Here is a 13517-nt window from a genome sequence, read left to right as displayed (position 1 = left end):
CTTCACAGGTCGTCTGGTGTGGTGGGTTTCTGAGGGGTACGGGGGTGAGTTGTGTGGTGTGCGTGTGTAGGTCGGTTGGCGGGGTGGAGGTCGGTTTAGCCTGTCGGGTGTGAGTGATGATTTGTTTGGTGTAGCTGCTGAGGCTGGTCGTGGTGGGGTGGGGGCGGTGCCGTTGGCGGTGCGGATGCGGCCGCGGTCGTTGGATGAGGTGCGGGGTCAGGGTGATGTGTTGCGGGTGGGTAGTCCGTTGCGGCGGTTAGTGGAGGGTGCTGTTGGTGGTGGGGTGGGGCCGTTGTCGGTGATTTTGTGGGGGCCGCCGGGGACGGGGAAGACGACGTTGGCGCATTTGGTGGCTGGTGGTGAGCGCAAGTTTGTGGAGTTGTCTGCGTTGAGTGCGGGGGTGCGTGATGTGCGGGCGGTGATGGAGGCTGCGCGTCGGGATAAGGATGTCTGTGGGGTGGAGACGGTGTTGTTTCTTGATGAGATTCATCGGTTTTCGAAGGCGCAGCAGGATGCTTTGTTGCCGGGGGTGGAGAATCGCACGGTGATTTTGGTGGCGGCGACGACGGAGAATCCGAGTTTTTCGATTGTTTCGCCGTTGTTGTCTCGGTCGATGGTGGTGACGTTGACGTCGTTGTCGGATGAGGATGTTGCGGGTGTGGTGGGTGCGGCGTTGGTGGATGAGCGTGGTTTGGGTGGGGTTTTTGTGCTGGAGGAGGGGGCGTTGGGGCATGTGGTGCGGATGGCGGGGGGAGATGCGCGTCGGGCGTTGACGGAGTTGGAGGCGTCGGCGGGGGTGGCGTTGGATGATTTGCCGGCGGGGCGGGGGTATCCGACGGTGGATGAGCCTGCTGTTATTACGTTGGCGCATGTGGAGCGGGCGGTGGCGCGGTCTGCGGTGCGGTATGACCGGGCTGGTGGGCAGCATTATGACGTTGCGAGTGCGTTTATTAAGTCGATGCGTGGTTCGGATGTGGATGCGGCGTTGCATTATTTGGCGGTGATGTTGGAGGCGGGTGAGGATCCTCGTTTTATTGCGCGTCGGGTGGTGATTTCGGCTAGTGAGGAGATTGGGATGGCTGATCCGGGGGCGTTGCAGACTGCGGTGGCGGCGATGCATGCGGTGGCGCAGGTGGGGATGCCGGAGGCTCGGCTGATTTTGGCGCAGGCGGTTGTTCATAATTGTTTGGCGCCGAAGTCGAATGCGGTGTATTCGGCGGTGAATGCGGCGATGGCGGATGTGAAGGCGGGGCGGGGTGGGCAGGTGCCGCCGGCGTTGCGGGGGTCGGCGTTTTCGCGGGCGGCTGGGTCTGCGACGAGGCCGGTGGGGGTGGGCAAGGATGCGTATGTGTATGCGCATGATGAGGTGGATTCGGTTGCTCGTCAGCAGTATTTGCCGGATGAGTTGGTGGGGGTTGATTACTATCACCCCAAGCCTCATGGGTATGAGGAGCGGTTGGTGGGGCGGTGGGCGTGGTTGCGGGAGCGTTTGGGTAAGCCAGGGGCTGAGGGTGGGTCTTCGAATTCTTCGAGAGAGGGGTGATGGTGTCGTATTTTTGCGGGTGGTTGGGTGTTTAGGCTGGGTGGATGGTTACGTGGTTTGACGTGCGGGATGCGGTTGAGGCCCGCTATGAGGTGTTGGGGCCTTTGGTGTGGGATAGCCCGCATGAAGATGGTGATCCGTTGCCTGAGTCGTATGAGCGTACGAGTGATTTTCGTCGTTTTGAGGCTCCGGTGTTGCGGGTGCGGGCGTGGGTGGATGCTTTGGTTGGGTTGGGCGTGGCTTCTGCTGTGGAGGTTGGGTATGTGCAGCAGGGTGGGAAGAGGTTGCGTCGTGAGCTGGTGCGTGCGAAGCGTTCGGGGACTTTAGCGTTGTGGGTGACTACGGGTGTGCAGGAGCCGACGACGTTGGCTGTTGCTCATCCTCAGCTTGTGATTGAGTCTGAGCCGCGTTGTGGGTGTGAGGGGTGTGATTTTGGTAGTGAGTCGTTGCTGGGGCTTTTTGATTGTGCGTTTGAGTCTGTGGTGACCGGTGATGTGATTGTGCGGCAGGATGAGCAGGATCGGTATGTGTATTTGTCGCAGTTCAGTAGTCAAGGTGGCGCGCATTTTCTTGACCATCCGTTGGTGGGGCAGTGGCGTGGGGCGGCGTGGGTGGATTAATTCTCGTGGACGCGAAAGCATAGGAAATGCGTGAAGCATAGTAGCTGAAAAGCGCGCCTGCAGGTCGTGAAAAAGGATTTAGTCTTTAAGTCGCATTCCTGTTTACTGTCAATTTAGGATTCGAGTACGCCGTTAATGTCTGACGGGGTACCCGTTAGAGCTCGCGCTCTTTGTTCTTATAGTGGAGGCGGAGGGGCTCTGGGTAGGAATTTTTCACTGAAGGGGGCTTTGATGGCAATTAGAGTAGAAAATATCAAAAAGACATTAGGTCACAAAGAAGTTATTCGAGATATTTCTTTCACTGCTCCGACTGGGAAGATAACAGGAGTATTGGGGCCCAATGGGGCAGGTAAGACAACCACATTTAAGATTATGCTGAATATAATGAGTTCAGATAATCCTAAAAGCTGTGTTACTTATGGAGGTGACCGGCTCGCATCTTTCTCTCTTCCGTTGACCAAGGTGGGATTTTCAATGGAAATCGACGCGATGGACAAAAGGAGAAAGGCAGTTGATCATTTACGGTCCTACGCGCCGCTGGCAGATTGTTCGGATTCTCGCATCGATGAACTGCTGGAACAAGTTGGATTGGGGTATGCAAAAAAGCAGCCGGTTGGCTCGTATTCCATGGGCATGAAGCAGCGGCTAGCTCTAGCGATGTCCTTATTGGGTGACCCAGATTTCCTCATACTAGATGAGCCCGCTAATGGCCTAGATCCTGATGGAATAATCTGGATAAGGGACTATCTAAAGAAGCTTGCAGATAGTGGGAAGACTATAATCGTTTCTTCTCACCTTCTCAATGAGGCGCAAAAATTTATTGACTGTGTAGTTATTATCAAAGAGGGAAGTGTTGCCTATGAGGGGGATCTTTCTGGCCTAAAGGAGACGTGCAGTAAATACTCTGGTCGAGAAAACTTAGATCTTGAGGATGCGTATCAGATCATCACTGCGAAAAAAGGGGGAGTGAAGTGCTGAAAGCACAGCTGAAATCTGAATTAATAAAGTCTTCAACGAGTGTGGTTTGGTGGGGAGTGGGTGTAGCAACTGTACTGATAAGTATCGTAGTGTGCTTATTCTTTACGTTTGCTGGCCTCAATGTAAGTAGTTCGCCTATTGATGCAAATGACCCTCGCTTGGTGGACACTCTACTTACTTTAGGTTTTTCGCTGTCTTACATGTTGCTTCTTATTCTGGGGGTTTTGTCTTTTAATCTAGAGTTCCAAAATAAAACTATTCTGTATTCATTGGTTGGAAACCCTCGTCGGTCTGTGCTCTATAGTGTAAAGCTTGCTTCAGCCGCGTTGTCGAATGCTTTCTTTACTGCTCTTCTTTGTGTGTCGTCGCTAGGTATTGTCTCGATAATTTCTTATACTTCTGAGCGTGACGTGAAGTTTTTTCCTTATCAGATCATGTTGACTTTGGTTTCCCTTGTGGTTGTGAGTTCTCTTGTGGGCGTCATTGGGGCATCAATTGGGGCGATGACTGACAAGCTAATAAATGTAGTCGTCTTCATTATATTGTGGATTCAGGTGATCGAGCCGGTTGTTCAAATTGCAGCTCCCCAAGGCGTTAGGAAATTTCTTCCTTCTTCATTAATTGATGCAAGTCTTGGAGGTGGGTTTCTGGGGAAGATATTCGGGATTTCCCCTCTGTCTCAAATGACTGCTCTAGGGGTTATGGCTTTGGCGGCTATCTCAATTGCTCTAGTGGGGTGGGGTCAATTCAGGAAGAAAGAGTTTTAAGCACACGTGGGTTAGGTGCTTAGTGATGCTCGTGAATGATTTTTAGGGGTGCCTTTGGGTTTTAGAAGTGTGGTTTTGGGGTGACGTGCCTTCACTTGTCACGTGTGGTGATAGGTGAAGGCACGTGGGGTTAGATTCCGGCAGGAGGTTTGCCCAGGGATGGGGTGGGTTCGCTGTTAGCGACTGCAGCCCCAGCGATGACGGTCCCAGCCGCGGCGGCATGAGCCTGTAAGAGGATAATTACGCTAGCCGAGGACCAGTTGGTCATCAAGCGTCGCATGAAGGTTAAACGCCCAGATAGGCAACAAAAACATGCCGTCCGGAACAAATTATAAAATGACACCACTCGAACTTGGATGCATCTATGTACGCACATATATAGGACACCTATGGGTTAATTTTTCCGCATGAGGACTACTAAGCTCACAGCGATCGTGGTGTCCACTTTGTTGGTAGTTGCAGTGCTCAATCAACCTAGCTCTGCCTACGCCTTGAATTCCGATGCTGAACCCCTGACTGAGCTCTCGATGAATGAGCAGACCTTTCCCGCTGGTACTGATCCGGAAATGCTCACATTCATCACGAATGAACAAGGCGTGCGAAAATATGCTCCGTTAAAGTGCGGCAAAATGTACACCTATCAGGGAACTGGTGGAACTTTCACCCTGCAACGTGCCTGCACCCCGGGAAACCGGGCAGAGTCCCCTTATGCGCAATGGGGAATAAAACTAAACGCAAACAATGTGCGCCGAGCAATTAGTCCAGCTAAAGAAAAAATGTTTTGGAAAGCTGCTTCCATGAAGGGATATCAGGGTTTGGCGGCACATAACGGTGCCCCTGCTGGGTACCACTTCCATGGGACCTTTACCGGCATTAAAACCGGGCATAATATTCACTTTTATGACAATATTACATTCCTGATCAATGGTCCTCGTGGAGTACCGCAGGTACAGCTTGTTCGCACAGAAGGATGGATCACATTTACGTCTTAATAGTTAGTCTTATGGGACAGAAGGATTGATCACGTGAGTCCTAAAGTTGAGGATTTTAAATATCTGAGCCTTCAGGTTATCGAAAAGTACAACAGTGATCAAAAAATCAAAAATAAATTCTCATTAGGGGAAGAAAAATTCTTTGGCTCAAATCTCCTGTCGATCTCTTCTTCAAGCGGATCAATTGGATTAGTTGAAGCTGATGTCAGTGTCATTAATCCTCGGCAATTTCAACAATTTATTGAAAACTTGGTTGATTTTCTCCGAGAGGAGTATTGGAGTGAGACTGGGGTCTCTGACTGGCCGAAGTGTCAGTTCTCTCAACATACTCACCCATCCTGCCTTTACTGGGATTCAAACTATACTGCCCACTGGGAGTGTCCTCTAATCGAGCAAGATGTTCAAGGATTTTAAATATCTAGAATTTGATTTTTCCCTCTCCGATGTACTTTTTATCCATCGCCCTAAAAGCCTTCGGCGGATCTCAAGTAATCAAGAGACCCTAAAACCCGGTTCCGGTGGGGGGCTCCGTGTGTCAGGCCGCCCCGGCCGCGCGTGCCGAGACCAGCCGACGAGGTTGGGCATCATGACCTCTTGAGCGCCGACGAGGGGCTCGCAACCCTTTCACACATACCTTCACCAGGGTTTTTTGGAGGTGACTTTGGGTTTTAGAAGTGTGGTTTTGGGGTGACGTGCCTTCACCTGTCACGTGTGGTGACAGGTGAAGGCACGTGGGGTTAGATTCCGGCAGGTTCACTCAGGGATGGGGTGGGTTTGCTGTTGATGATGGCGTTTTCCTTGGCGTAGTGGCATGCGCTGCGGTGTGCGCCAGTAGTGGTGGTGTCTGGGCGGTCGATGAGTTCTGGGTCATCAGTGGCACAGATGTCGGTGGCGATGGGGCAGCGGGTGTGGAATCGGCAGCCGCTGGGTGGGTTCGCGGGGGAGGGGACATCGCCGGTAAGGATGATTTGGTTTCCTAAGCCGCGCACGGTGGGGTCAGGGACGGGCACGGCGGACAGGAGTGCCTGGGTGTATGGGTGGGTGGCGTGTTCGTAGATTTCTTCTTCGGTGCCGAGTTCAACCATCTTGCCCAGGTACATGACGCCGATGCGGTCAGAGATGTGGCGGACGACGGATAGATCGTGGGCAACGAAGATGTAGGCCAGCCCGAGCTCATCTTGGAGTCGTTCCATGAGGTTGACGACTTGGGCCTGGACGGAAACATCAAGGGCCGAAACTGGTTCGTCACAGACAAGTACTTTGGGGCGCAAGGCGATGCCGCGGGCGATGCCGATGCGTTGTCGCTGACCGCCAGAGAATTGGTGGGGGTATCGGTTGATGTGTTCGGGATTGAGGCCGACCATGTCGAGCAGTTCTCGTACGGCGGCTTTTTTGCCTTCTTTAGGGGTAGCGGTGGGGTGGATGTCGAAGGGTTCGCCGATGATGTCGCCGACGGTTTTGCGTGGATTGAGTGAGGTATAGGGGTCTTGGAAGACGATTTGGATGTCGCGGCGCATTTTTCGTAGGGCGGCGCCGGTGGCAGTGGCCAGGTCTGCTCCGTCGAAGTCAACGCTGCCGGAGGTGGGGTGTTCGAGGCGGACGAGCATGCGACCTAGGGTGGATTTTCCGCATCCGGATTCGCCGACGATGCCCAGGGTTTCGCCTTTGCGTAGTTCGAAGGAGACGCCGTCGACGGCTTTGACATCTCCGACTTTGCGGCGCAGAACACCTTTGCGGATGGGGTAGTGCTTGACGAGGTCGTTGGCACGGAGGATGACGTCGTTCATCGTGTTTCTCCGTTCGTGGGGGTGGTTGAGGTGGGCACGGTGCGGATGCTGCCGGTGGTGGTGACTTCGGCGCGGGGGGTGAGTTTGCCCTCGAAGAGGGAGTCTGCGTAGTGGCAGGCCGAGGTGTGCGGGTGGGTGGGGTCGTCTTCGACGGTGTGCAGTTCTGGGCGGGTGCGGGTGCATTCGCTGGTGGCGTAGCGGCAGCGGGGTTGGAATTCGCAGCCGGGGGGCATGGCGAGCAGGTTGGGCGGCAGTCCACCGATGGCGGCGAGTTGTTCGCCTCGACCGTCCATGCGGGGGATGGAGTCGAGGAGACCTTTGGTGTAGGGGTGTGCGGGGTGGGCGTAGGCGTCGAAAACGTTGGCCTGTTCCATGATGCGTCCGGCGTACATGACGGCGATGCGGTCGGCGACGTCGGCCACGACCCCTAGATCGTGGGTGATGAGGATGAGGCCCATGTGGCGTTCTTCTTGGAGTTCGGCCAACAGGCGCATGATTTGGGCTTGGACGGTGACGTCCAGGGCGGTGGTGGGTTCATCGGCGATGAGGACTGCTGGGTCTAGCGCGATGGCCACGGCGATCATGATGCGTTGGCGCATTCCGCCGGAGAATTGGTGGGGGAATGCTTTGACGCGTTGTTTTGCGCCGGGGATGTGGACGCGTTCCATGAGTCGGATGGCTTGGTCGAGGGCGTCTTTGCGGTTCATGCCGCGGTGGACGCGGAGCATTTCAGCGATTTGCCAGCCGACGGGGAAGACAGGGTTAAGGGCCGATAGGGCGTCCTGGAACACCATAGAGATGTCAGGTCCGCGTAGTTTGCGGCGTTCGCTTTCGGGCAGGGTGAGGATGTCACGGCCGCGGTAGCGCACGGATCCGGAGGCGATGCGTGCTGGTGGTGTGTCGAGGATGCCCATGATGGCTTGGGCGGTGACAGATTTCCCGGATCCGGATTCGCCGAGGATGGCGAGGGTTTCGCCTTCGGCGACGCTGAATGAGGCGCCGTTGATGGCGTGTGCGACGCCGTCGTCGGTGTGGAAGTCGACGTGGAGGTTATCGACTTCCAGGAGGGTTTGGCCGACGTTGCGGTGGGTGGCGTGTTTGGTGTGTGTGGTGGTCATGGGCGGGGCTTCTTTGCGTTCGGGGGCGGTCATCGGGCCTTGGGGTCGAACGCGTCACGGACGGCGTCGCCGAGGAGGATGAAGGCCAGGACGGTGATCGACAGGAACAGGCTCGGGAAGAGCAGGATGTGGGGTGCGGCGTAGATGGCGTCGGTGCCGGTTGAGATTGCTAGTCCCCAGCTGATGGCGGGGGAGGTCAACCCGATGCCGAGGAAGCTCAGGGTTGCTTCGGCGGCGATGAAGGTGCCTAGGTTGATGGTGGAGACCACCAGGGCGGGTGCGAATGCGTTGGGCAGTAGGTGGCGGAAGATGATGCGCCCTGTTCCTGCCCCGAGGGCGCGGGCTGCCATGACGTATTCGCTGTCTTTGATTTGGAGGATGGCTCCGCGCATGAGTCGGGCGATGCTGGGCCAGCCGAAGAGAGACAAAACGAGGACCACTTTGCCTACGACGACCCAGAAACTGGCGTCGGGTGGGTTGGGGAAAGAGGTCATGAACAGGATGCCGCCCAGCAGCATGGGGATGGCGAAGAAAACATCGGTGACGCGCATGAGCAGGGTGTCCCAGATGCCGCCGAAGTAGGCGGCGAGGGTGCCGACGATGGCGCCGATGAGGAGGGTGGCGATGGTGGTGAGGACACCGACGAGGATGGAGGCGCGCGCGCCGTAGATGGTGAGGGTGTAGATGTCTGCGCCTTGGATGTCTCGGCCGAACCATGCCTCGGCGCTGGGTTCGGCGCGTGATTGGGATAGGTCGGCGGCGTAGGGGTCGCCGTGGGCGAAGAGGCTGGGCGCTATGGCCATGAGCACGAGGATGATGATCATGATTGTGGAGACCCAGAACAGGGGGCGTCGGCGCAGGTAGCGCCAGGCGTCGGAGGTCAGGGACCGTGCGGGGGCCTCTGCGGTGGTGGTGGGTTTCATGGTGGGTTCCTGGGCGGCGCTGCTGGGGGTGGTGCCGGTGGGGGTGATGTTGGTGTCAGTCATGGCTGATCCTCGGGTCGAGAACGCCGTACAGCAGGTCGACGATCAGGTTGACGAGCAGGAAGACCAGGACGAGCATCGTGACGGCTGAGACGACGGCGATGCCGTCACGGTTGGCGATGCTTTCGAAGATGTATCCGCCTACTCCGGGGATGTTGAAGATGCGTTCGGTGACGATGGCCCCGCCTAGGAGGGCACCGAAGTCGGCACCGATGAAGGTGATGACTGGGATGAGTGAGTTGCGCAGTACGTGGATACCGACGACGCGTTTTTGGGTGAGGCCTTTGGCGCGTGCGGTGCGGGCGTAGTCAGCGCGGAGATTTTCGACGAGGTTGGTGCGGGTGAGTCGGGCGACGTAGGCGATGGATAGGGATCCGAGGACGAATCCGGGCAGGAGGAGCTGGTACCAGCCGGGTTCGTAGCCGACGGTGACGGGGAACCATTGGAGTTGGATCCCGAACACGAGTTGCATGATGGGGGCGATGACGATGATCGGGATGGAGATGACGAATAGGGTTCCGACCATGACGAGGGCGTCGATGAATCCGCCTTTGCGGATTCCAGCCAGGATTCCGGCCAGGACACCGATGATGATTTCGACGGTGACGGCGACGATGGCTAGTTGCCCGGTGACTGAGTAGCGTTCGGTGAGCTCTTCGCTGATGGGGTTGCCGAAGTAGTTCTTTCCGAAGTCGCCTTGGAGTACATTTCCTCCCCACTTCGCGTATTGGATGATCAGGGGGTCATCCAGGTTGTGTTGGGCGCGGAATTCAGCAACGAATTCGGGTGAGCATGGGCGCTCACCGCATTTACCGACAGTGGGGTCTCCGGGTAGTGCGAAGACCATCGCGAAAATGAGGAAGGTTGCGCCCAGTACGACAGGGATCATCTGTAGTAGTCGGCGCAGAACATAGGTGCCCACAGTTTTGGCTCCTGCTCTGTGGCGGTGTGTGGTGTGGCGTGGTGGGGGTGTAGGCCGTGATGGTGCGGCTTTGTGGGGTGCCGCGTCGTTGTAGACGCGGCACCCCGGAGGTGCGCGGGGGTGTTACTGGGGCTGTTGTCAGCCTTTAACTTTGAGTGAGGCCCAGTCGATGGTGCCTTTTTTGGTGATTTTGATGTCGCTGATGCGGTCGCTGTATACGACTTGGCGGGTGTAGTCGAACATCGGGATGCTGGGCATGTCGTTGGCGAGCATGCTTTCTGCTTCTTGGTATTCCTTGTTCGCTTCTTCCAAGGAGGGCGCTTCGGCGGCTTCAGCGAGTTTCTTGTCGAATTCGGGGTTGCTGTATTTGCTGTCGTTGCTGGATCCGCCGGTAGAGAACTGGGGGGTGAGGAAGTTTTCGATGGAGGGGTAGTCCATCTGCCATCCGGCGCGGAACATGCCTTTCATTTCATGTTTGGTGATTTGGGTGCGGAATGTTTTGAAGTCGACTACGGGGGTGGAGACGCAGTTGATGCCGAGGTTCTGCTGGATGTTGTTGCAGACGGCTTTGGTCCAGGGGCCGTGGTCGGAGTCGGCGTTGTAGCTGAAGGTGAGGGTGCCTGTGTAGCCGCCGGCTTCTTCGAGGAGTTGTTTGGCTTTGGTGGGGTTGTAGGTGCAGTATTCTCCGCAGCCGCCAGCTTTGTGGCCGTCAACGGCTGGGGGGACCCACCCGGTGGCGGGGACGCGAGCGCCAGCGAAGATCTGTTTGCTGATGGTTTCGCGGTCGATCGCCATGGATAGCGCTTGGCGCAGTTTGGGGTTTTGGATGCTGGGGTCGGTTTCTTTGGGCGCGAACGCGATGGTGCCGTTGCCGGCGATGGGGGCCGAGATGTTTCGGTTTTTGAAGTCGTTTTTGTACTTCTCGTTGATGAGGGATGACTGTGGCGGGTCGTTGTCGATGTCGAGGTTGCCGGCTTGGGCGTCTTTGTAGGCAGCGTCAGAGTTCTGGTAGATGCGGAACGTGACTTTGCCGACCTGGGTTTTGTCTGGGCCGTCGTAGTGCGGGTTTTTCACCAGCACGATTTCTCGGTTGGGGGTCCAGTTTTCGACCATGAGGGGGCCAGCAGAGATGGGTTTTTTGCCGTATGCCTCGGTGTCTTTGAAGAAGACGTCGGGTAGCGGCATGAAGGGGGTGTGGCCGAGGCGGACTTCGAGGTTGGCGATTTTTTGGGTGGTTTCGATGGTGAAGGTGTGGTCGTCAACAACCTTCAGGCCGCTCATCTCTTTGGCTTTGGGCTGTGCACCTTTGTCGCCTTGGAGGTCTTCGTAGCCTTTGATGGGTTCGAAGAAGTAGGAGTTGATTTGGGCGTTGGGTCCGTATGCGCCCCAGTTCCAGGCGTCGACGAAGTTTTTGGCTTTGACTTCGGTGCCGTCGGAGAATTTGCGGCCTGGTTTGAGTTTGACGGTGAAGTGCTGATTGTCCGTCGTCTCGATGGATTCGGCCATGTCTTTTTCGGGCGCTCCGCTTTGTGCGTTGTATCGCACGAGCCCGGAGGAGACCGCGTCGAGGACGTCGCCGCCGCATACCTCGCTGGTGGAGGTGGTGATGAGGGGGTTCTGGGGGTTGCAGCCGCGCATGGTGACTGCCCCGCCTTCCACCTTTGAACCGTTGGAGCCTCCACCGCCGCAGGCGGCCAGAAGCGTGGTGAGGGAGAGGCCGACTGCGAGGGCGGCGCGTGTGCGGATAGGCATCTGCACTTCCTTTCTGCGTCAACGGGGAGCGCATCGTTGCGTTCTCCGAAGGGCGCCCGGGTGTCGTTGATGACATCGGGCGCGGTGCCGTGGGGGCACAGGATGAGGGCGCGCTGGGGCATATGTGGGGTGACCAGCGGACGCACAAGAATTCATCCGATTGCGTAAAGGTACGCTATGTCCGCTTTTTGTCCACTCCGATTAGTGCGACGGCACGCCGGTGAATGTGGTTATTGGGGCGTTATGCCTGATTTTGGGCGTAAAGACGGCCAAGAAATCCAGTGTCCGAAATATGGTCACGGGGATTCCTTGGCCGTAAAGAAAGGACCCTCAAGCAATAAGTTAGGTCACCCTTTCTTGAAGCCTTTCTGCCAGCCGACTTCTTCCCATTTCGGGGTCAGTTCTTGGAACAAACTGGGCCCCCAGTTGGCTAGCCCTTCACGCGTGGCGGTGATCTTCGGTCCATTCCATAGCGGAAGTTGACCGTATGTTGCGGCCATCCATTCCTTTTCCACAGCGTTCATCTCTTTGGCTTGTTCTTCTTCATCTGTGATGGACCCAAGCTTTTTGAGACGGGCATCAATCTCTGGGCTGCCTGCGGCAGAGAAGTTGCTACTGGAATCGGAGCACATTGATTGACACATTCCCCCCAGGGGGCTGTTCGTATTTGCCGTCCATGCCATGGGGAGGAAGTCGAAGTCTTTCTTTTCGACTGTGCTTCCAAACTGTGCGGACGGGCGGATATCGAGTTGCAGGTCGATGCCAATGGCTTTCAGCTGGGACTGGACGGTCTGCGCCAGTGCTGCTTGCAGTGGGTCATCGCCAAAAGTTGTGTAGCGAACCGACAGCTTCGTGCCGTTTTTCGCGACGATCCCATCGGCCTGGGGGAGATACCCTGCATCCTGTAGCGTTTTCCGTGCAGCCTGCGGGTCGAACTTCACTGGCATATTGTTCTCAGCTCGTGGGTCGAAGGAGAAGAATAACCCAGATTCGACCGGTTTCTCGGTGTAGTCGATCCCATTGAATCGGATTTTCCGTAGCTGCTCCCGGTCCAATCCCTGCCAGATGGCTTTACGCACAGCTATGTCTTTGAGGCTCGGTGAGTTCGCGTTGAAAATATAGACGTTGTTGTACAGCAGCTGGCTGTGGCGTAATTCCATCCCAGCAGTGCCACGGATCTGCTCCAACCGTGCCTTATTTGCTACATCCGTGGCATCGATCTCCCCATTTTTGAACGCCAGAATGGTTGCCGACTCCTCCATCTGACGAAACACCACCCGATCCAGCATCGGTGTATTTCCCCACCACTTGTTATTAGGGACGATGACGACAGTCCTGCTCTGATCATCAATTTCCTTGATGACAAACGGTCCAGAACGCAGCTCTGGATGCGGATCCGTCTTCATTAGGGTGTTAAAAGTTTCTGGATCTTTCGCCACCTTCGGGTGGATCAAAGATGCAAAAATCTCAGTGATCGGATTGAAAGGCTTTTTGAAAGTCACAACCACCTGCTCAGGGGTATCCCCTTTCTCTACCGACTCGATGTCCTCATAGCCAGCAGTGGCGCCAGAGTTGTTGTACTTACCCTCATCTACCGATGCACGCTGAGACTTCCACGTGGCCTCAAAAGCAGTCCAATCGATCTTGGTTCCGTCATTCCAGATCGCCTTCGGGTTGAGGTCGTAAGTGACCACCTGTTTGCCGCCGCTGACCTCCACATGCGGCATCTTGGTGAGGTACTCAGTGCGGGCACTGGCACCCCCTTGCGGCGAATAGATAAACAGCATCGGATCTGTGGCTGCTGTGATCTGACCCCAACTATGGTTGTTGCCATCGGTGTGCAGACCGTTGTAGTTCGTTGGAAAAGTCTTCATCACGAAAACGGCGGTGCCGCCCTTATCCATATGAGCCCGATCCTGCGGATTACGTTGCACCAACGAAGCAGGATCATGACTACTCACCGAACTCTTCGAATCCTGCCCACCCCCACCAGCACAACCAGAAACCCCCAGCACAGCAGCCATCACGATCGCCACTGCCACAGTGCACCTGCGT

The 13517-nt window shown here is 56.2% G+C and carries 13 protein-coding genes; 6 read left to right on the top strand and 7 right to left on the bottom strand.

All coding sequences use genetic code 11. The annotated features are described in order from the left end of the window. The first annotated feature begins 109 nt into the window (after positions 1-109). From AC2T9U_RS07775 to AC2T9U_RS07760, 4 genes are all read left to right on the top strand, one after another. Entirely contained in the window at positions 110-1543 is a 1434-nt protein-coding gene (locus AC2T9U_RS07775) for a replication-associated recombination protein A (RefSeq protein WP_493695727.1), read from the top strand. A 44-nt stretch (positions 1544-1587) separates the two neighbouring features. Continuing rightward, the gene (locus tag AC2T9U_RS07770; protein ID WP_493695726.1) at positions 1588-2163 is read left to right on the top strand and encodes a DUF6226 family protein; all 576 of its coding nucleotides are present in this window, start codon (positions 1588-1590) and stop codon (positions 2161-2163) included. Positions 2164-2394: 231 nt separating this feature from the next. Continuing rightward, positions 2395-3141, top strand: coding sequence for an ABC transporter ATP-binding protein (locus AC2T9U_RS07765; RefSeq protein WP_493695725.1), 747 nt, complete (start codon positions 2395-2397; stop codon positions 3139-3141). Next, entirely contained in the window at positions 3135-3908 is a 774-nt protein-coding gene (locus AC2T9U_RS07760; RefSeq protein ID WP_493695724.1) for a hypothetical protein, read from the top strand. The genes AC2T9U_RS07765 and AC2T9U_RS07760 overlap by 7 nt, the downstream gene beginning before the upstream one ends. A gap of 130 nt (positions 3909-4038) precedes the next feature. Here the strand turns inward: AC2T9U_RS07760 and AC2T9U_RS07755 are convergent, their stop codons facing one another. Beyond that, positions 4039-4176, bottom strand: coding sequence for a hypothetical protein (locus AC2T9U_RS07755; RefSeq protein ID WP_493695723.1), 138 nt, complete (start codon positions 4174-4176; stop codon positions 4039-4041). A gap of 169 nt (positions 4177-4345) precedes the next feature. Between AC2T9U_RS07755 and AC2T9U_RS07750 the strand changes: the two genes are divergently transcribed. Continuing rightward, on the top strand, positions 4346-4900 hold the full coding sequence (locus tag AC2T9U_RS07750; protein WP_493695722.1) for a hypothetical protein: 555 nt from the start codon (positions 4346-4348) through the stop codon (positions 4898-4900). Between the two features lie 33 nt (positions 4901-4933). After that, the gene (locus AC2T9U_RS07745; protein ID WP_493695721.1) at positions 4934-5314 is read left to right on the top strand and encodes a hypothetical protein; all 381 of its coding nucleotides are present in this window, start codon (positions 4934-4936) and stop codon (positions 5312-5314) included. Positions 5315-5637: 323 nt separating this feature from the next. Here AC2T9U_RS07745 and AC2T9U_RS07740 read toward each other — a convergent pair whose 3' ends face one another. From AC2T9U_RS07740 to AC2T9U_RS07715, 6 genes are all read right to left on the bottom strand, one after another. Further along, entirely contained in the window at positions 5638-6687 is a 1050-nt protein-coding gene (locus tag AC2T9U_RS07740) for an ABC transporter ATP-binding protein (RefSeq protein ID WP_493695720.1), read from the bottom strand. Continuing rightward, positions 6684-7805, bottom strand: a complete 1122-nt coding sequence (locus AC2T9U_RS07735) for an ABC transporter ATP-binding protein (protein ID WP_208303174.1) — start codon at positions 7803-7805, stop codon at positions 6684-6686. The genes AC2T9U_RS07740 and AC2T9U_RS07735 overlap by 4 nt, the downstream gene beginning before the upstream one ends. 29 nt (positions 7806-7834) lie before the next feature. Beyond that, positions 7835-8791: an ABC transporter permease gene (locus tag AC2T9U_RS07730; protein ID WP_493695719.1), complete on the bottom strand. Its 957-nt coding sequence runs from the start codon at positions 8789-8791 to the stop codon at positions 7835-7837. Beyond that, positions 8784-9710, bottom strand: coding sequence for an ABC transporter permease (locus AC2T9U_RS07725; RefSeq protein ID WP_115029751.1), 927 nt, complete (start codon positions 9708-9710; stop codon positions 8784-8786). The genes AC2T9U_RS07730 and AC2T9U_RS07725 overlap by 8 nt, the downstream gene beginning before the upstream one ends. A gap of 138 nt (positions 9711-9848) precedes the next feature. Next, positions 9849-11462: a peptide ABC transporter substrate-binding protein gene (locus AC2T9U_RS07720; RefSeq protein ID WP_493695718.1), complete on the bottom strand. Its 1614-nt coding sequence runs from the start codon at positions 11460-11462 to the stop codon at positions 9849-9851. Positions 11463-11809: 347 nt separating this feature from the next. Then, entirely contained in the window at positions 11810-13498 is a 1689-nt protein-coding gene (locus AC2T9U_RS07715) for an ABC transporter family substrate-binding protein (protein WP_493695717.1), read from the bottom strand. Between the last annotated feature and the right edge of the window lie 19 nt (positions 13499-13517).

Source organism: Dermatophilus sp. B7861-1 (assembly GCF_058996045.1).
This window is presented reverse-complemented; position numbering and strand designations above follow the sequence as displayed.

Bases quoted from the DNA above. Each gene is read 5' to 3' on its own strand.
- AC2T9U_RS07770 (WP_493695726.1), top strand. From the start codon at position 1,588: ATGGTTACGTGGTTTGACGTGCGGGATGCGGTTGAGGCCCGCTATGAG.
- AC2T9U_RS07765 (WP_493695725.1), top strand. From the start codon at position 2,395: ATGGCAATTAGAGTAGAAAATATCAAAAAGACATTAGGTCACAAAGAA.
- AC2T9U_RS07755 (WP_493695723.1), bottom strand. From the start codon at position 4,176: ATGACCAACTGGTCCTCGGCTAGCGTAATTATCCTCTTACAGGCTCAT.
- AC2T9U_RS07740 (WP_493695720.1), bottom strand. From the start codon at position 6,687: ATGAACGACGTCATCCTCCGTGCCAACGACCTCGTCAAGCACTACCCC.
- AC2T9U_RS07735 (WP_208303174.1), bottom strand. From the start codon at position 7,805: ATGACCACCACACACACCAAACACGCCACCCACCGCAACGTCGGCCAA.
- AC2T9U_RS07730 (WP_493695719.1), bottom strand. From the start codon at position 8,791: ATGACTGACACCAACATCACCCCCACCGGCACCACCCCCAGCAGCGCC.
- AC2T9U_RS07720 (WP_493695718.1), bottom strand. From the start codon at position 11,462: ATGCCTATCCGCACACGCGCCGCCCTCGCAGTCGGCCTCTCCCTCACC.